Origin of the sequence: Uliginosibacterium flavum (assembly GCF_040566545.1) — a bacterium.
Lineage (GTDB): Bacteria > Pseudomonadota > Gammaproteobacteria > Burkholderiales > Rhodocyclaceae > Uliginosibacterium > Uliginosibacterium flavum.
Genome location: NZ_JBEWZI010000012.1, coordinates 25,034 through 43,025 on the forward strand (window position 1 = coordinate 25,034; position 17,992 = coordinate 43,025).

Below are 17,992 nucleotides of genomic sequence, written 5' to 3' on the forward strand. Positions count from 1 at the left end.
TGGGCGATGGGAAGATGGGCGGTGGCTGATATTACAACGGCACGGGCGCGACCGTCCTTGTTGAGCCGCAGGGCAAGTCCGGACTTGAGCTTGAACCAGTCCGAGATAATCCGGGATCCGCAAGGCGTCCGTTTTACTCACACCACCACGGCTTCGCGGATGACCCGTGCGCGGACCTCCTCCGACAACGCTTTCGGAGTGTGTGCAGGGGCACTGCTTGCTGCGCCCCTGCATGCGCCCTGCGAATCATCGTGACATCAGAATGTTTCACGGTTTTGTTTCACGTTCTGCGTTAAAACCCGGCTTCACGAAGCGCCTTGACACGTCAGGTTAAACGTTTTACCTTGTAGTTATCGGCCACGCCAATCCGGACGCTTTCCTGCCTCCGCTGCCGCCTTCGAGGAGACACAACATGAATTTTCTGACCCGTCCTGGCGCCACCCGCAGCCTCCGCTCCGCGCTGGCCTTGTGGACCTGCATCGCTGCGCCCGCCGCGCTGGCTTTCACCCAGGCGCCTGCGCTGGAAAAAGCCCAGCAGGCCAAGACGCTCGCGCCCGTGGATCAGCGCCTGCCGGAGAAGCCCGAAGTCATCGCGCCGGTCGCCAAAACCGGCACTTACGGCGGCATGCTGCGCGTTGCGATGCGCGCCAACAATGACCAGAACAGCATCACCCGCGTCATCAGCGGCAATGGCTTGGTGCGCTGGCGCATGGATTTCAACGGCGTCCTGCCGAATGTGGCTGAAAGCTGGACGCTCAGCCCCGATGGCAGCGAATACACCTTCAAACTGCGCAAGGGCATGCGCTGGTCGGACGGTTCGCCCTTCACGGCGGATGATGTGCTGTTTGCCATGAACGATCTGATGTTCAACAAGCAGTTTTTCAGCGCCAGCCCCGGCCAGTATGTGGCCAATGACAAGCCGGCCAGCGTCAGCAAGCTGGATGATTTTTCCGTGCGCTTCAAATTCAGCGGGCCAAACCTCGGCTTCCTCGACCAACTCGCCACGCCGCTCGGCCAGCATCCGGTGATGTATTCCAAAGCCTACTGCGGTCAGTTCCATCCGAAATACAACCCGAAACTGGATGAGCTGCTGGCAAAGGAAAAAGCCAAGGACTGGCCGACTCTCATGCGCATCAAATGCGGCGATATCGAAATCCCCTCGCGCTGGGGCAATCCCGAGAAACCCACGCTGGATGCCTGGGTCGTGAAAGAGCCTTACAGCGGCAGCGCCACCCGCGTCGTGCTGGAGCGCAACCCGTATTTCTGGCAGGTCGACACGGCCGGCCAACAGCTGCCTTACCTGGATCGCGTGCAGTTCCAGATCATTTCCGAAGCCGAAACCATCATCCTCGCCGCCATCAACGGCCAGCTTGATTATCAGCATCGCCACATCTTCGGCATCCAGAACCGCCCGGTCCTCACCGAGAACGCCGCCAAGGGCAAGTACAAGATGATGGCCTTGCCCGGCACCGGCGCGAACTCCGTCGGGCTGTGGTTGAACCAGTCGACCAAGAACGACAAGCTGCGCAAGCTCATGCGCAACAAGGATTTCCGCATTGCCCTGTCGCTGGCTACCGATCGCAAGGAAGTCAATGACATCGTCTACCTCGGCCAAGGCATGCCCTGGCAGATCGGGCCGCTGAAACAATCGAAGTGGTACAACGAAAAACTCGGCAGTCAGTTCCTCAACTACGAACTCAAACAGGCGAACGAACTGCTGGATCGCGTCGGCCTCGCCAAACGTGATGCCGACGGCTTCCGCCTCTACCCTGAAGGCGGGCGGGTCTCCATCGGCGCCATCGTCTCGATAGCCCAGACCAACCAGATGGAAACGCTGGAACTGCTGCGCAAACAATGGGCCAAGGCCGGCCTCGAACTGGTGCTGCAGAGTTCGGAACGCTCGCTGTTCTACGACCGCGCCAACACCAACGAATACGACATCAGCGTCGACATCGTGCCCGGCGGCATGGACATCACCATGAACCCGCGCGCAGTGGTGGCCGTGCATCCGCAGGAATCCCGCATGAGCCTGCCCTGGGCACGCTGGTTCCTCTCCAACGGCAAGCAGGGTGAAGAGCCGCCCGCCAGCATGAAGAAACGCATGCAGCTCTTTGAACAATGGCAAACCGCCGCCAGCCCGGCTGAGGCCGACGCTCTGTTCAAACAGATCCTCGACATCGCCGCCGACGAGTTCGAAGTAATCGGCGTGATCCGCTCACCCAATGACACCGCCATCCGCAGCGCCCGACTGCAGAACGTATACGAGCAGATGCTGATCAGCTGGACCTACCCCAACCCCGCCCCGGCCTTGCCGCAGCAGTGGTTCTTCACGAAGTAGTCGCGTAAAAAAGCCCCGGCCCTGTTATCAGGGCCAGGGCTTTTTTACGCGTGCTGAAGAAGCGCGCGGGGTGAGCTTCTGCGGGCAGGGTAGCCGGGAAAGTCCGTTGGGTGAGGGTTTCGGGCGAGTGGCTCAGAAGACCCTTGCGGACGTTCATTTGTAGGGTGCGCATTGCGCACCATTCGCAAACTTCCTTGCTCCGCACGAACTGCTTGAAGGGCGCCGTGCGTGCATGAGCGTGGGTTCCGCGTGCGCGATGCGCACCCTACCGGGCTATTGCACCGCACGTGGTGGCTTGGTGCATCTGGGTTGCATCCAGGACCCACAAACCCGTTCGGCTACTTTCTACAAAAATACTCGGTGAAATCCTGACCTTCAGGGCGTACACCCAGACAGCCATACCGTTTTACAAACCTGACTGCGGTAGGGGCTTGATTTGACTCCGAGATTTCAATCACTGCGTACTCTTGGTTGGATTCAAGAACACGCCACTCGTACCAGAGAGACCGAGTACTCTCCGTGCCAACTGGAGTAAAAGTGGTTTTGTCTTCCTTGAAAACGTACGCCATCTCTCCGAAAGATAATGGGGAGATAGTTGCTTTTGCTGGATTGAACTCTTGGAGCGTAAGTATCTTGTCTGAAACCCATACGCCTAAGAGTTCAGTCTTTTCTTTTGACTGTTGGACGCCTTGGCAACCAACCAGAAGAACCAAAAATACAGCGCAGAAGATTCGATACATTTCGGCTCAACCGTTAATTTAGCCAACTAGGTTGGGCTCGGCGAGCCCACGCGATTGCCAATGGCATTGAATCATACGCCGCGTGGGCACACCGTGCCCACCCTACAAGAGCCTCACAGCCGGCCATCCCGAAACTCACAACAGTCTGCTTCGAGCAAGGGTGGGTTCGCGAAGCAACCCACCACGATCCGTCGATTGCCAATGGTGGGTTGTCGCTGCGCTCCGAACCCACCCTACAAAATCCCACCACCAAACCCGCCTCACCCCACCCGCGCCGTCGACGCGCGCGGCACCAGCCTCGGCTCCAGCAACACGTCGCTGGCATCCTGTGATCCGCTGACGGCTTCGAGCAGCAGTTGCATGGCGGCTTCGCCTTGCTCTTCGCTGCGCATGTTCACGGTGGTCAGCGCGGGCTGCATGAAGGCGGCCACCGGAATATCGTCGAAGCCGGCTATCGCCACGTCATTGGGCACCTTGATGCCCAGCGACTGGGCTTCATGCATCAGGCCGATGGCGATCAGGTCGTTGTAGCAGACCACAGCGTCCGGGCGCAGGGTGGTGAGCAGCAGGCGCGAGGCTTCGCACTGGCCGCCTTCCATGGTGGGCAGGCTGACGGAATGGGTTTTCGGCGTGAGGCCGGATTCGGCCAGCGCTTCGCTCAGCCCGGCGAGGCGTTCGGCATCCCAACGGGCGACGGGAAAGCCGAGATAGGTGATGCGCTTGCGCCCGGTTTCGACCAGATGGCGGCCGAGCATGTAGGCGGCGCGCTGGCCGTCGCTGCGCACACAGCGAATGCCCGGCGCATCGCGGCGGCCGAAGAAGACCACCGGCTTGCCCAGTTCGCTGAGCCAGAGCAGGGATTCGTCCGGTAGGCGCGAGCTGACGATGAGGCCATCGACGCGGCCTGACAGGGCTTCGAGCAGGTGGCGTTCGTGGGCGGCACGTTCCTGCACATCGACGACCAGCAGGTTGTAATCGTGTTCCAGCGCGACGCGGTTGGCGCCTTTGATGATGTTGGCGAAGTGCGGATTGCGCACGTCCTGCACGGCCAGGCCGAAGGTGCGGGTGCGCCCGGTGACCATGCTGCGCGCCTGCTGGTTGGCGCGGTAACCCAGACGGGCGATGGCCTCGGTAAGGCGCTGTTCGACCTCCGGCGTGAAATGCTGCAGGCCGTTGATGAACTTCGACACGGTGGCTGTGGACACACCGGCAGCGGCGGCGACATCGCGAATGGTGGACGGGCGTTTGCTGGACATGGCGTCAGTTAACAAAGGTAACAGGCTTACCTTAGCCCGCGGGCGGGGCGGGCGTCAAACCAGAAGCACCCTGATCGCTCCCACGCTCCGCGTGGGCGCGTCTGCTGGACGCTCTTGCGTCCGGTTTTTGCTGCACTTCAGGTGGCAAGATCCGGCGCAGAGCGCCACGCCTCGCATTCCCACGCGGAGCGTGGGAATGATCACTTGCAAGAGACGGCCTGTACAGCCGCTCTGCGCCTTGCTCTGCAGCATGCCTGCCTGAAGAAGTCCGGCAGGGGCAGCTCTTCAGGCGATTGCTGCGGCGAGCCCATGAATGTTGCGGCATGCAGCGCATGCGGAATCCGGGGGCTTTTTCGGCGCACAAGGGGCGATCCTCCCGGATTCCGCTGCGCTGCATCCAGGCTACGAAAATCAATGATCGCTCCCACGCTCCGCGTGAGAGCGATTGCTGGACGCTCCTGCGTCTGGTTTCCGCTGCGCACGAGACCGCAAGATCCGGCGCAGAGCGCCACACCCCGCATTCCCACGCGGAGCGTGGGAACGATCAACACCCGCCCCCGAATCAGGCCTTGACGCACGTCCGCCAGGCGCATAAGCTTCACTTGAGTTAAACGTATAACCTCAACAACCATCTACGGCCAAGGAGACATCCCTTGAAGCTGCACCGTCTTGCTGGAGGAATCCTGATCATGTCGCTGAGCCACTTGCTCGCCGCCGCCCCTCATTCCAATCCTGCCGCCACCGCCGCCATTCCGCTGGGCATCGTCCAGCCGCGGCTGGCCGGTGTGGATCTGGACCAGATCGTCACCCAGGGCCTGCTGCCGCAGCTGGATTATTTCTGCGAGCGCCTGCTGGCCGAGAAGAAGGCGCTGGTGCTCGACGGCACGCCGGCCTTCAACGGCAAGGACAAGTTCCTGCCCGGCAAGATTGCCATCGGCATGAGTTATCTGCTGCTCAACACGCCGCGCAGCGATCCGAAGTTTCAGCATTATCTGGAGGGCTTCCGCCAGATCGCGGACCTGACCCTGGACGAGGACAACGAGAGCTGGGGCATTTATTACTATGTGTCGGCGCTGAACAAGCTGCGCGCCGCCGGCCTGCTGGAACAGGCCGTGTCACCGGCCACGCTGGCGCGCCTGAAGGTGAAGCTGGACTGGCGCGGCTTCGTCAATGTGACGGATTACTCGCTGATCAAGCTGCCGACCAATTACTACGGCGTGGCGTTTTCCATCGCGCGCCTGCGCCATCTGCTCGGCTGGGAAGACGCCAGCGGCAGCGAAATCCTGCTGCAGAAAACCGTGCAGCATTACCAGACCTATTCGGGCGAATTCGGCTTCTCGGACGAGACCGATGGCGAAGGGCGCTTCGATCGCTACAGCATCTTGCTGATCGGCGAGATCTGCCAGCGCTTCATCGAGACCGGCCTGCAGCCCACGCCGCAACTCAAGGCCTGGCTGCGCCGCGCGGTGGATGTGACGCTGGTGCGTCTGAACCCGGCCGGTGATGGTTTCGAATTCGGCCGCTCGATTGGCGCCTATGGCGACACGGCCTTCCTCGAAGTGCTGGCCGCCGCCGCCAAGCTGGGCGTGCTGACGCCCGATGAACAGGAGTTGGCCTATGCCTTCGCGGTGCGTGCCACGGCTAAATACGCCGAATTCTGGTTCGATGCGCAGACGCATTCGGTGAACCTGTGGGACAAAGGCCGGCGCACCGATACCTATCGCGGCAAGCACCGCATCCTCGGCGAGAATCTGAGCCTGCTGCACCAGCTGATCTATACCAATAACCAATGGAACGAGCTGGGCTTCAAAGGCCGCGCACCGGCTGCGGATTATGCCGAACGGCTGGCACGCCTGCCGCGCTTCACCACCACCTGGTTTGCCAAAGGTGAACACGATCGCGCGCTGATCACCTTCCGCGATGGTCTGCGCGTGGTGAGCCTGCCGATCATCAATGGCGGCGCGGTGCAGCACGCCAACAATCCCTACTTCCCGATCCCGTTTTCGAATGGTCTGATTCAGGGCGCAGCAGATGCCGGCTGGCCGCAACTGCTGCCGCGCTTCACCCCGGCTGACGGCAGCGTGCTGATTCCGACGGCCTTCCAGCGCCAGATCCGCACGGAGAAAAAGGGCAGCGCGCTGCAGGTGAGTTACTGGCAGCGCGAGCTGGACCGCCTCGGCGAACGCTCACCGGTGAAGGACGCGCGTCTGTCTGTGGAGACCACCTACACGCTGGATTCCGGCGTGATCACGCGCACGGATCGCTACACGCCGGCCCAATCATTGACGGGCGTGAGTATCGAACTGGAATTCGCCAGCTTCAGCCAGCAGGCCACGCAGCAAGGCAGCACGGTGAGTTTTGGCGATGGTGCGGCGGCGGAGTTCAGCGTCAGCGGTTTGCCCGATTGCCGCGTCGATTCAGTCAGCAGCGATCCGCTGTACCGAGCGCCAATGGGCCAGTTGCATAGCCGCGTGCGCTGCTCGGGCAAGGGCCTGACGCTCGACAAGCCCTTCACGCTCAGCTGGACCCTGCACTATCGCTGATTTGTGACCGTCCTGATGGGCTGAAATTTTCCGGCACCTGCCTGCAGAGCCGCTCCCAGCGTGGCTCTGTGGCAGGTATGTCGTGACAGCGGCGTTCCCTGCGGCTGTGCGGACAGGACCTCAAGTAAAATGAGCCTACCCATCCCCCAGCACACAGGACATAACATGATCAAATCACGCGCAGCCGTCGCCTGGGCCGCCGGCCAGCCACTCGAAATTACGGAAGTGGATGTCGCCCCGCCGCAAGCCGGTGAAGTCCTGTTGCGCGTCGTCGCCACGGGCGTTTGCCATACCGATGCCTACACCTTGTCGGGCGACGATCCGGAAGGGATTTTTCCGGCAATTCTGGGCCATGAAGGCGGCGCGATTGTCGAGGCGATTGGCGCCGGCGTGCACTCGGTAGCCGTCGGCGATCATGTGATTCCGCTGTACACACCGGAATGCGGCAAGTGCAAATACTGCCTCTCCGGCAAGACCAATCTGTGCCAGGCCATCCGCAGCACGCAGGGCAAGGGCCTGATGCCGGACGGCACGTCGCGCTTCTCGAAAAATGGCAAGCCGATCTTCCATTACATGGGCACCTCGACCTTCTCGGAATACACCGTCGTGCCCGAGATTGCCGTGGCCAAAATCAGCAAGGAAGCGCCGCTGGAAAAGGTCTGCCTGCTCGGCTGTGGTGTGACCACCGGCATGGGCGCCGTGCTAAATACCGCCAAGGTGACGCCGGGCAGCACGGTAGCGATTTTCGGACTAGGCGGCATCGGCCTGTCGGCAGTGATCGGCGCCGTGATGGCCAAGGCCTCGCGCATCATCGGCATCGACATGAATCCGGCCAAGTTCGAAATCGCCAGGCAGCTCGGCGCCACGGAGTGCATCAACCCCAAGGATTTCGACAAGCCGATCCAGCAGGTCATCGTCGATCTTACCGATGGCGGCGTGGATTACTCCTTCGAATGCATCGGCAATGTTAACGTCATGCGCTCGGCGCTGGAGTGCTGTCACAAGGGCTGGGGCGAATCCATCATCATCGGCGTGGCTGGCGCGGGGCAGGAGATCTCGACGCGGCCCTTCCAGCTGGTCACCGGGCGCGTGTGGCGCGGCTCGGCGTTTGGCGGCGTGCGCGGACGCAGCGAGCTGCCGGGCTATGTGGATCGATTCCAGAAGGGCGAAATCCCGCTCGACACCTTCATCACCCACACCATGGGTCTGAATGACATCAACAAGGCCTTCGAGTTGATGCACGAGGGCAAGAGCATCCGCAGCGTCATTCACTACGATCGCTGAACGCCATGCTGACCCTGCTCTCTGAAAACCGCAGCTTCGGTGGCGCGCACCGCCGCTACAGCCATACCTCCAGCGTGCTCGCCTGCCAGATGAACTTTGCGGTGTACCTGCCACCACAGGCACTGGCGGGCACGCCGGTGCCTGTGCTGTACTGGCTGTCCGGCCTCACCTGCACGGACGAAAACTTCATGCAGAAAGCCGGCGCACAGCGCATGGCGGCCGAACTGGGAATCGCCATCGTCTGCCCGGACACCAGCCCGCGCGGCGAGGGGGTGCCGGGTGATCCGGACGGCGCCTGGGATTTCGGCCTGGGCGCGGGCTTCTACCTCAACGCCAGCGAGACGCCCTGGGCGACGCATTACCGCATGCACGATTACGTGGTGGCCGAGCTGCCGGCGCTGATCGAAGCCCATCTGCCGGTGACGCAAAAACGCGGCATCTCCGGCCATTCGATGGGCGGCCATGGCGCGCTGGTGTGTGCGCTGCGCAATCCCGGCCGCTATCAATCCGTCTCGGCTTTCGCGCCGATCTGTCATCCGCAGGCCTGCCCCTGGGGCGAGAAGGCATTCAGTCGCTATCTCGGCCCGGATCGCGGCCAATGGGCGGAGTGGGATGCCTGCGTGTTGCTCGCCACAAACCGCGAGCAATTGCCGATTCTGGTCGATCAGGGCGGCGCGGACAGCTTCCTCCACACCCAGCTGATGCCTGATCAACTGCAGCGTGCAGCCTCCGCCGTTGACTATCCGCTGACACTGCGCGAACAAGCTGGCTACGATCACAGCTACTACTTCATCGCCAGCTTCATTGACGAGCATTTGCAGCACCACGCCCGGGCCTTGCTGGCTTGAGGCGCCGAATGGTCACGGCGCTGCTGCCGCGAAACCTGTGCCTCCGCCTATAATCCGCCCTCCAATCACCTACCCAAGCAGGATGAGTCATGCACCCGATTCTTGAGCGCAACACCTTCTTCGTCAAAGAACATGTCGGCATGTTCAAGGCCGCCAACAATTTCGACATCTTTGATCCCGACAGCAACCAGACCATCCTGCTGTGCCGCGAACCGAACCTCGGCTTCTTCACCAAGATGCTGCGTTTCACCGATTACAAACGCTACACACCCTTCCATATCGAGATCACCGACACCAGCAACCAGCCAGTGCTGCACATCAAGCGCGGCATCTCGATTTTCCGCTCGACCGTTGAAGTGCTTGATGCCAAAGGCCAGAAAATCGGCTCCTTCCAGCAGAAGCTGCTGTCGCTCGGTGGCAAGTTCGAAGTGCTAGACGCCAGCGGCAACAGTCTGTGCTGGCTCAAGGGCTCGTGGAGCAGCTGGGATTTCCGCTTTGAAAAGAACGACAAGCAGATCGCCCAGGTCACCAAGAAATGGGCCGGCATCGGCAAGGAACTGTTCACCTCGGCCGACAATTACATGCTGATCATCGACCCGGTCGTACCGAGCCAAGACCCGGTACGCCAGCTGATTCTGGCGGCGGTGATGTGCATCGACATGGTGCTGAAAGAGTAATCGCACGCTACGCGTCGCAAGTCGCATCGTCATTCCGGACTTGATCCGGAACGCAAGTCGCAAGTCGCAAGTCGGGGCGATCATGGTTGCGGATGCATGTATTCGCGGCTGAAGCCACTCCTGTAAAGACCTGCCCGGAGAGCCGCTCTGCGCCTTGCTCTCCGGGCAATCCGCCGTAAGATCCAGGCGGGTGGCGGCTCTTCAGCCTGCCCGGATCAAACCAGCCGTCGCCCCTGCGCGTCCACCACCGCTTCACCATCTTCCTTGCTGAAAGCCGCCTTCTGTGCGGCGCTCAGAATATCCAGCACGACTTCAGAGGGCCGACACAGGCGCGTACCCAGCTCCGTCACCACAAAGGGGCGGTTGATCAGGATCGGGTACTGGCCCATGAAATCGAGCAGCTCCTCGTCGCTGAAGCGGTCTTCCGCGAGGCCTAGTTGTTCATACGGTTCGCATTTATCACGCAGCGCCGCACGTACCGTCAGGCCTGCGTCGGCGATCAGTTTGACGAGTGTGGCGCGATCCGGCGGGCTGGTGAGATATTCAATCACCGTGGGTTCGATGCCGGCATTGCGGATCATGGCGAGGGTGTTGCGCGAAGTGCCGCAGGCGGGATTGTGGTAGATGGTTGTCATAGCAGTTCCGAGTTCCGAGTTCCGAGTTCCGAGTTCCGAGTTCCGAGTTCCGAGTTCCGAGTTCCGAGTTCCGAGTTCCGAGTAAATATCAGGCTTGGCCTTGTTCGTACCAGCCCTTGCTGGCATTCACGACGCGCACTACCAGCAGCATCACCGGCACTTCGATCAGCACACCGACCACGGTGGCCAGTGCCGCGCCGGATTCGAAACCGTAGAGGCTGATCGCCGCCGCGACGGCCAGCTCGAAAAAATTCGATGCACCGATCAGAGCGGAAGGGCACGCCACGTTGTGCTTCTCGCCAAGCTGGCGGTTGAGCCAATAAGCCAGCGCCGAATTGAAGAAGACCTGGATCAGGATTGGCACGGCAAGCAGGGCAATGACCAGCGGCTGATCGATGATGGCCTTGCCCTGAAAAGCAAACAACAGCACCAGAGTAAGCAGCAGCGCGCTGATCGACCAGGGGCCGATTTTCTCCATGACCGCATCGAAAGCGGCCTGGCCTTTGGCCAGCAAGGCACGGCGGGCAAGCTGGGCGAGAATCACCGGAATCACGATGTACAGCACGACCGAGGTAAACAGTGTGTCCCAGGGCACGCTGATGCTCGCCACGCCCAGCAGCAGCGCAACCAGCGGGGCGAAGGCCACAACCATGATGGAATCATTGAGCGCAACCTGACTCAGGGTGAACAGCGGATCGCCATTGGTGAGGCGGCTCCACACGAAAACCATCGCGGTACAGGGCGCGGCGGCGAGCAGGATCAGGCCGGCGATGTAGCTGTCGAGCTGCTCGGCCGGCAGCCACTGGGCAAACAGGGTGCGGATGAACAGCCAGCCGAGGAAGGCCATCGAGAAGGGCTTGACCAGCCAGTTCACGAACAGCGTCACGCCGATCCCCTTGGCATGCTGACGCACCTGATGCAGCGCGCCGAAATCCACCTTGAGCAGCATCGGGATGATCATCACCCAGATCAAGAAGCCAACCGGCAGGTTCACCTTGGCGACTTCCAGCGCGCCGACGGCTTGCACGGCGGAGGGGAAAGCCTGTCCGAGCAGCACGCCGACGATGATGCACAGGAAGACCCAGACGGTCAGATAGCGTTCGAAGAGGTTCATGTCATTTCATTTCCGAAGGTGGGCAAGTTGTGGGAGCGACGTGGACGTCGCTCCCACAGCGCGGATGGCCGCGTTTGTGTTACGCCGGCCTGGCGCCAATTTCGTCCAGGCTGGTCTTGAGTGCCAGGTGTTCCAGCTTGCTGTCCGGCAGACTCACCAGAAATTCCACGCGACGCTTGATCTGCGCGAAGATTTTCACGAATGAGGCGCGTTCTTCGGCCTCCGTCGTGCCGTGCGGGTCTTCGTAGCCCCAGTGCGCCGTGGCGGGATGGCCGGGCCACATCGGGCAGACTTCACCGGCCGCGTTGCCACACACAGTAATAATGATGTCCATCTGCGGCGCGTCCGGGCCTTCGAATTCGGTCCAGCTCTTGGAACGCAGGCCGCTGGTGTCGTAGCCGATTTCATTGAGCAGGGCGATGGCATGCGGATTGACGCGGCCGTTCGGCTTGCTGCCCGCCGAGAACGTGCGGAAACGCCCCTTGCCGAGCACGCTCAGCAAGCCTTCACTCATCACGCTGCGCGCCGAATTACCGGTACACAGAAACAATACGTTGAATACCTTTTCGCTCATTTCAGAATTCCTTTCAGGTTTCAGCAGCAGCCACTGCCGGGGGCGCAGCTGTTTTTCGGGGTGATTTTCATGGCCACCGGCTGCAGCGCCGGGGTGCAGCAGGCACTGGATTCGGCCAGCGCTTCACCGCGATTGAATGTCGGAATTGTTGCAAGCGTGTGATAGCCCTCCCAGGCGATACCGGATGGATCGCGCGCCCAGTGCTTGTCGGATTCGCTGTAACAGCAAGCCATGCCCGGTTCGCTGACCGCTGCCGCATCCGCCGCCTTGAATTGCGCCTGCAGGGCCACGAGCTCCTCGGCGTTATCGACCTGAATGCCCAGATGATCGACGCCGACGGCGGCGCCACGCTGCGAGATGGCGAAATTAATGCGCGGGTCTTCGAGCATCCATTTTGCGTAGTCACTTTTGACGACGCTAGGCTCGGCGCCAAACATCGCACTGTAGAACTGCAGGCTATGAGCCAGATCTTCGACGGCGACGTGAACGTGGAAACGTTTCATGATTTTTTCTCCGTGGGGCAGCAGGGGGCAACAACAAGGGGCAAACACGGCTCACCGGCACAGCAGTTTTCACTGAGGAAGCCGAGCAGGCTGTTCATGGCGATGAAATTCGCCGAGTAGTGGATGAAGCGTCCGTCCTGCCGCGCCTCGATCAGCCCGGCTTGGGTCAGCGTTTTGAGGTGAAAGGACAGGGTAGCGTTGGCCAAATCGAGGGCTTCGGCGATCTTGCCGACCGCCATGCCGGCCGCGCCCTGCTGGACGAGCAGACGAAACACGGCCAGACGGTTTTCCTGGGCGAGGGCGGCGAGCTGCGTGACGGCTTGATTTGATTCCATGTTTCCAAGTATATGGAAATGATTGCGAATTTGGAAGCTGAAAGTTGATGGCTGGAGAGCCGCTCACAGATTCCCTCTTCAGGCATGAGCCTCGTACCGCGATGACTGGCGAGGATCTACGAGCACCCTGCCTGCAGAAGTCCGGCAGATGCGGCTCTCGCGGTCATACAGGGGCGGTCTTTGTCATTAACCGGGCAGCGACTCGATGCGTGAGGAGCCATGCTTATCCCCCTGAAAGCCGGCCCGTCCTTGGTGGAAGGACGTAAAAAAACCCGCCGCAGCGGGTTTTCCTGGTGCCGGACGACGCTCAGGCTTGCTGACGACGGCGGGCAGTCACGCCCAGCAGGCCGAGGCCGGCCAACAGCATGGCGTAAGTGGAAGGCTCCGGTACGGCCGCAACACTCATCTGCCAGTTACTGGCGGAAACAACCGGCGATCCGGACGCTCTCGCAACGTTACCGCCAAACCAGCTTTCGTAACTGTTCTGGCTGCTGTCCAGCCAGATATCAGCGTTGTTCGTGTAGCCGTGGGTCGGGTCAATATTCCAGCCGCTGGCCGCGCCATTACTGAAGCTCATCGCGATCGTGAAACCCGAAGTGGTGATCACGTTGTTGAAAGCATTGTGGCCATCCTGAAACTGCCAGGTGATACCAGCATTCACTGCACTGCTTGAGGTGAGGATTGAGCCCGTACCAGACGCATCCAGCAAGCTGGAGTCAAAAGATACCAGGCCGGTGATCCGGTCGGTCGTGCTGAATGCGCCGGAAACGCTGGTGAACGTCGGGCCAGTCAGGGTGTAGGTCAGCTGCTCGGCTTGGGCCGGGCCCGCAATCAGCAGTGTTGCCGCTGATGCGATCAGGAACAGGCGGGAAAAAAGTGCCATGGGAATCTCTCCATTCGGTTTTTCGCGTGTGGGATTCACGCGTTTATGAGTATTGAACTTGCATGTTGCGGCGCAATTGTAAATGGCATGCAACAAACTACGCGTGCAGTGCGTCACAACTTCGTACATTTATCAGGGCTAGTGATCGGGCGCGAGCTGCACCGGGCCGAACACGCAAAGCGGACAAGCGCAACACATTCCCTTGAGCAAGAGCCTCTGACTACCAGACCTTGATCGTACGCACGTAGTCGAAGCCCTTGTGGTTCCGATGGCTGCTCCAGGCACGGATCGTGATCTTGGCGGGAACGATGCTGCTGCCGCGGCGTTCGGTTTCGTAACGGACCATTTCCACATTGCCGCTCATCGAAGCCGTCACCAGCATGTTGGTGATTTCCTGCTTTTGCCGCGCAACACCAGCAGGCACGTAGATCGTGTTGTAGGCGGACTCTGTTCCGCCGAATTCTTCCGGCGTCAGCAGGATTTTGAAAAGCTGGCCTTTCGCCACCAGCTCCTCGGCCTCTGATTCCATCCAGACATCCGACCAGTCAGCCGCCAGGCTGCCCGTGCTGATCAGCAAACCGGCAAGGGCGAAACACACGGACAGGAGACGTTTCATCAGAAAGACCCGGAAGACTGAATATGCGAACAACGTCTGTTTGCCGCGACGGTTGACGTGCTGCAAGCCGCTTACGCATTGCTCTCGCAACCCCCGCTTTCACAGCCACCCGATCCGCAGCCGCCAGCGCTTTCGCGTGGTGTCTTTTCATCCTGCGCCATGAAGCGTGTCAGGAAGGCGCCAACGGCTTCCGGGCCGAGGGGCAGCCAGACGCGGTGGCCGTTGCCGGGCGCGATGGCGGTTTCGCTGCCATCGGCCTTGAGCATGTGGCTCAGGGTGATGCTGCGATTACCGCCGGGCTGCACCAGCTCCAGACGTTCGCCGACGGCGAAGCGATTCTTCACGTCAACTTCGACACCGCCACGTTCGGCATCGAAACGCAGCACGTCACCCACGTACAGGCTGCGCGCGGATTCGGAATTGCCACGCACGTAATTCTGCGTGCTGGCCTCATGGTGGCGCTCGAAGAAACCCGTCGTATAGCCGCGATTGGCGAGGCCGTCGAGCGAGTCGATCAGCGCTGGATCAAGCGGCTGGCCGGCCACCGCCAGATCAATCGCCGCGCGGTAGGCCTGAGCGGTGCGGGCGACGTAATACGGGCTCTTGGTGCGGCCTTCGATCTTCAACGAATCGACGCCGATTTCGATCAGTTTCTGTACGTGTTCGATACCGCGCAGATCCTTGGAATTGAGGATGTAGGTGCCGTGCTCGTCTTCTTCGATGATATTGAATTCGCCTTCGCGCTTGCCCTTTTCTTCGATCAGATACACGTCGCCACTGGCGTCAGCCTTGCCTTCGCGCACACGGTAATCCCAGCGGCACGAGTTGGTGCAGCTGCCCTGATTCGGATCGCGGTGATTGAAGTAGCCAGAGAGCAGGCAGCGGCCCGAATACGCAATGCACAGCGCGCCATGCACAAAAACTTCCAACTCGGTGTCCGGGCAGGCCTGGCGGATATCGGCGATTTCGTCGAGCGAGAGTTCGCGCGACAGGATCACGCGACTCACGCCATTGCGTGCCCAGAATTTCACCGCCGCCGCATTCACGGTATTGGCCTGCACCGACAGGTGAATCGGCTGATCCGGCCATTCCTCGCGCACCATCATCATGAGTCCCGGATCGGACATGATCAGGGCATCCGGCTTCAGCGCGATCACCGGCGCCATGTCGCGCACGTAAGTCTTGATCTTGGCGCCGTGCGGGAAGATGTTGGAGACGAGGTAGAACTGCGCACCGGCCGCATGTACGCGGTCGATGCCGGTCTTGAGCACGGCCAGATCACCGAAATCATTATTGCGCACGCGCAGGCTGTAACGCGGCTGGCCGGCATAGATGGCGGTGGCGCCAAAGGCCAGCGCGGTATCGAGCATGGCCAGGCTGCCGGCAGGGGCGAGGAGTTCAGGGGTGTGGAGCATGTTCGGTAAACCTTTGAAATACTGTGGAATTCTGTGTTTGTTCGGGTGGAATCTGGCGCGACGGCAGCCTAATATCCCCTGTAAGGACTAATGTTTTGTAAGGATCTGCGCGTGAACGATCAAACCGAATTGAAGGATGTGTTTGTCTGGTCCAGCCGTTTCGAAACAGGCCTGCGCGAGGTCGACTTGCAGCACGCGAAACTGGTGCAGATGATCAACGCCCTGGCGCTGATCGCCGTGGAGGGCACGAACCAACCCAAATTGCTGCGCCTGCTCGATGAACTGCAGGATTACGCGGGCTATCACTTCAAGACTGAAGAAGACCTGATGGCACAGTACGCGTTGAACACCGAATTCATTAGCGAACACGTGCATGCTCACGAATCGCTCACCGAACAGATCCGGATTGTACGCAAGCTGGCCGAGAGTGCCGAATCGAATGCCGGGGTGGCAGTCGGGCGGCTGCTGCCCTTCCTGACCAAGTGGCTGCTGTTTCACGTGCTCGGCACCGACATGCGCATGGCCCACGAAATCATCGCCCTGCAGCGCGGCGAACCCCTGCAACGGGCCGAGGAGCAAGCGCTGGCGCAACAATCAGAATCCTTGGTGATCGTACTCGATGCGCTCAATGACATCACCGACAACCTGACCCGGCGCACCACCCAGCTGCAGGAGGCCAATCAGCGCCTGCGCATCAGCGAGGCACGCTATGCCTTGGCCCAGCGCGGCGCACGCATCGGCAATTGGGATCTGGATCTGGACAGCCGCGATCTGCGCTGGTCGGCCGAAGTTGATCCCCTTTTTGGTTTTCGTCTGCGCGATTTCTCGCACCCCTTCGACGGATTCATGGCCTGCGTGCATCCGGATGATCGCAGCGATTTCCTCGAGGCACTGGAAACGGTGCGCCAGGGCAGCAACAATTTCGCACGCCAGCACCGCATCGTCTGGGCGGACGGCAGCGTGCACTGGCTGGCCATGACGGGCGAATGCCTGCGCGGGCGACTCGGTGAGTCAGACCGCATCGTCGGCATCGTGCGCGACGTCACCGACGAAAAACTGGCGCGCGAACAACTCCAGGACACCAACGCCCAGCTCAAGCTGTCGCTCGCCTCGGTGGAACGCCACGCCGCCGATCTGACCCGCCTCAACGAACTCAACGAAGGCCTGCAGAGCTGCCTGACCACCAGCGAAGCCTTCGAAGTCGTCGAACACACGCTGTCCCGCCTGAATCTGGGCAGCGGTGGCGCGCTGGCAGTGCAGGCCATTGGTGCCGATGAACTGAAAACCGTAGTGCGCTGGGGTGACGCCAGCGGCATGAGCGCCCAGTTCGCCGCCAGCGCCTGCTGGGGCATGCGTCGCAACCAGCGCCACACCCTGCTGCGCCTGACCGATGGCCCGGTATGCAAGCACTTTGACGCACTGCCGAGCAACCCCTACCTCTGCTATCCGCTGCAGGTACTGGGCGAAAATCTGGGCCTGCTCACCGTCAGCGCGCCAGCCGATGTAAGCGAGCGCGAATGGGGCCGCATCACCCACCTGTCGGCGATGGTGGCCGAAAGCCTGAAGCTTGCGCTCTCCAACGTGCGCCTGCGCGAAGCCCTGCACGAACAAGCCATCCGCGATCCGCTGACCGGCCTGCTCAACCGCCGCTATCTGGACGAAACCCTGCCACGCGAAATCGTCCGCGCCCAACGCGAACACCGTCCACTGTCACTCGTCATGCTCGATCTGGATCACTTCAAACGCGTCAACGACACCTGGGGCCACGAAGCTGGCGACGCCGTACTGGTGCATCTGGCCAATATACTCAAGCAATACCTGCGCTCCTCGGATCTGGCCTGCCGTTTCGGGGGCGAAGAATTCGTGGTGGTGATGCTCGGGGCAAACCTGACGGAAGCACGCGAGCGCATCGAACTGATCGCCAAAAAAATGCGCGAAACCCCGATCCCGCTGCCCCACCTCACCCTGCCCGCCGTCACCTTCTCGGCCGGACTGGTGCAGGCCGAGCTGCATGGTGATTCGGCCGAACTGCTGCTGCGCAACGTCGACCACGCCCTGTACGCCGCCAAGGACGCCGGCCGCGATTGCATTCACGAAGCGGCCGTGAAATAACACCCCGCAGACCCGCTCCCCGCCTTGCTCTTCAGTCATGCATACCGCTCAGGCAAGCCCGGTGCGGCTCTTCAGCCAATGCATCAAAACAGCTAATTTTTCCGAAATCGCTTACCGTA

The 17,992-nt window shown here is 61.0% G+C and carries 15 protein-coding genes; 6 read left to right on the forward strand and 9 right to left on the reverse strand.

Annotated features, from left to right (window positions below; genetic code table 11):
• Positions 1-412 precede the first annotated feature (412 nt).
• Complete coding sequence (locus tag ABXR19_RS12095) at positions 413-2,338, forward strand: ABC transporter substrate-binding protein (protein WP_354601396.1); 1,926 nt, start codon at positions 413-415, stop codon at positions 2,336-2,338.
• A gap of 1,000 nt (positions 2,339-3,338) precedes the next feature.
• Here ABXR19_RS12095 and ABXR19_RS12100 read toward each other — a convergent pair.
• Positions 3,339-4,334, reverse strand: a complete 996-nt coding sequence (locus tag ABXR19_RS12100) for a LacI family DNA-binding transcriptional regulator (RefSeq protein ID WP_354601397.1) — start codon at positions 4,332-4,334, stop codon at positions 3,339-3,341.
• Positions 4,335-4,987: 653 nt separating this feature from the next.
• On the opposite strand from ABXR19_RS12100, the gene ABXR19_RS12105 reads away from it, so the two are divergent.
• From ABXR19_RS12105 to ABXR19_RS12120, 4 genes are all read left to right on the forward strand, one after another.
• Complete coding sequence (locus ABXR19_RS12105; RefSeq protein WP_354601398.1) at positions 4,988-6,877, forward strand: hypothetical protein; 1,890 nt, start codon at positions 4,988-4,990, stop codon at positions 6,875-6,877.
• A gap of 165 nt (positions 6,878-7,042) precedes the next feature.
• Positions 7,043-8,161, forward strand: coding sequence for an S-(hydroxymethyl)glutathione dehydrogenase/class III alcohol dehydrogenase (locus ABXR19_RS12110; protein WP_354601399.1), 1,119 nt, complete (start codon positions 7,043-7,045; stop codon positions 8,159-8,161).
• A 5-nt stretch (positions 8,162-8,166) separates the two neighbouring features.
• Positions 8,167-9,009, forward strand: a complete 843-nt coding sequence (gene fghA / locus ABXR19_RS12115; RefSeq protein WP_354601400.1) for an S-formylglutathione hydrolase — start codon at positions 8,167-8,169, stop codon at positions 9,007-9,009.
• 89 nt (positions 9,010-9,098) lie between these two features.
• Positions 9,099-9,686: an LURP-one-related/scramblase family protein gene (locus ABXR19_RS12120; protein ID WP_354601401.1), complete on the forward strand. Its 588-nt coding sequence runs from the start codon at positions 9,099-9,101 to the stop codon at positions 9,684-9,686.
• A 215-nt stretch (positions 9,687-9,901) separates the two neighbouring features.
• Here ABXR19_RS12120 and arsC read toward each other — a convergent pair whose 3' ends face one another.
• The 8 genes from arsC to ABXR19_RS12160 form a co-directional block, all read right to left on the reverse strand.
• On the reverse strand, positions 9,902-10,321 hold the full coding sequence (arsC, locus tag ABXR19_RS12125) for an arsenate reductase (glutaredoxin) (protein ID WP_354601402.1): 420 nt from the start codon (positions 10,319-10,321) through the stop codon (positions 9,902-9,904).
• Between the two features lie 88 nt (positions 10,322-10,409).
• Positions 10,410-11,435, reverse strand: coding sequence for an ACR3 family arsenite efflux transporter (gene arsB, locus ABXR19_RS12130; protein ID WP_354601403.1), 1,026 nt, complete (start codon positions 11,433-11,435; stop codon positions 10,410-10,412).
• Between the two features lie 79 nt (positions 11,436-11,514).
• Entirely contained in the window at positions 11,515-12,009 is a 495-nt protein-coding gene (locus ABXR19_RS12135) for an arsenate reductase ArsC (protein ID WP_354601404.1), read from the reverse strand.
• A gap of 20 nt (positions 12,010-12,029) precedes the next feature.
• Positions 12,030-12,512: an ArsI/CadI family heavy metal resistance metalloenzyme gene (locus ABXR19_RS12140; protein ID WP_354601405.1), complete on the reverse strand. Its 483-nt coding sequence runs from the start codon at positions 12,510-12,512 to the stop codon at positions 12,030-12,032.
• Positions 12,509-12,847, reverse strand: a complete 339-nt coding sequence (locus tag ABXR19_RS12145) for an ArsR/SmtB family transcription factor (protein ID WP_354601406.1) — start codon at positions 12,845-12,847, stop codon at positions 12,509-12,511. The genes ABXR19_RS12140 and ABXR19_RS12145 overlap by 4 nt, the downstream gene beginning before the upstream one ends.
• Before the next feature lie 307 nt (positions 12,848-13,154).
• Positions 13,155-13,730, reverse strand: coding sequence for a PEP-CTERM sorting domain-containing protein (locus ABXR19_RS12150; protein ID WP_354601407.1), 576 nt, complete (start codon positions 13,728-13,730; stop codon positions 13,155-13,157).
• 220 nt (positions 13,731-13,950) lie between these two features.
• The gene (locus ABXR19_RS12155) at positions 13,951-14,346 is read right to left on the reverse strand and encodes a hypothetical protein (protein ID WP_354601408.1); all 396 of its coding nucleotides are present in this window, start codon (positions 14,344-14,346) and stop codon (positions 13,951-13,953) included.
• A gap of 71 nt (positions 14,347-14,417) precedes the next feature.
• Entirely contained in the window at positions 14,418-15,761 is a 1,344-nt protein-coding gene (locus ABXR19_RS12160; RefSeq protein WP_354601409.1) for a peptidase U32 family protein, read from the reverse strand.
• A 111-nt stretch (positions 15,762-15,872) separates the two neighbouring features.
• Between ABXR19_RS12160 and ABXR19_RS12165 the strand changes: the two genes are divergently transcribed.
• A complete protein-coding gene (locus ABXR19_RS12165; protein WP_354601410.1) occupies positions 15,873-17,873 on the forward strand; it encodes a bacteriohemerythrin in 2,001 nt (666 codons plus the stop codon).
• Positions 17,874-17,992: the final 119 nt, after the last annotated feature.

What these genes read in the sequence shown, in the direction of transcription:
- ABXR19_RS12095 (WP_354601396.1), top strand. Translation starts at nt 413, where the DNA reads ATGAATTTTCTGACCCGTCCTGGCGCCACCCGCAGCCTCCGCTCCGCG.
- ABXR19_RS12100 (WP_354601397.1), bottom strand. Translation starts at nt 4,334, where the DNA reads ATGTCCAGCAAACGCCCGTCCACCATTCGCGATGTCGCCGCCGCTGCC.
- ABXR19_RS12110 (WP_354601399.1), top strand. Translation starts at nt 7,043, where the DNA reads ATGATCAAATCACGCGCAGCCGTCGCCTGGGCCGCCGGCCAGCCACTC.
- fghA (WP_354601400.1), top strand. Translation starts at nt 8,167, where the DNA reads ATGCTGACCCTGCTCTCTGAAAACCGCAGCTTCGGTGGCGCGCACCGC.
- ABXR19_RS12120 (WP_354601401.1), top strand. Translation starts at nt 9,099, where the DNA reads ATGCACCCGATTCTTGAGCGCAACACCTTCTTCGTCAAAGAACATGTC.
- arsC (WP_354601402.1), bottom strand. Translation starts at nt 10,321, where the DNA reads ATGACAACCATCTACCACAATCCCGCCTGCGGCACTTCGCGCAACACC.
- arsB (WP_354601403.1), bottom strand. Translation starts at nt 11,435, where the DNA reads ATGAACCTCTTCGAACGCTATCTGACCGTCTGGGTCTTCCTGTGCATC.
- ABXR19_RS12135 (WP_354601404.1), bottom strand. Translation starts at nt 12,009, where the DNA reads ATGAGCGAAAAGGTATTCAACGTATTGTTTCTGTGTACCGGTAATTCG.
- ABXR19_RS12140 (WP_354601405.1), bottom strand. Translation starts at nt 12,512, where the DNA reads ATGAAACGTTTCCACGTTCACGTCGCCGTCGAAGATCTGGCTCATAGC.
- ABXR19_RS12145 (WP_354601406.1), bottom strand. Translation starts at nt 12,847, where the DNA reads ATGGAATCAAATCAAGCCGTCACGCAGCTCGCCGCCCTCGCCCAGGAA.
- ABXR19_RS12150 (WP_354601407.1), bottom strand. Translation starts at nt 13,730, where the DNA reads ATGGCACTTTTTTCCCGCCTGTTCCTGATCGCATCAGCGGCAACACTG.
- ABXR19_RS12155 (WP_354601408.1), bottom strand. Translation starts at nt 14,346, where the DNA reads ATGAAACGTCTCCTGTCCGTGTGTTTCGCCCTTGCCGGTTTGCTGATC.
- ABXR19_RS12160 (WP_354601409.1), bottom strand. Translation starts at nt 15,761, where the DNA reads ATGCTCCACACCCCTGAACTCCTCGCCCCTGCCGGCAGCCTGGCCATG.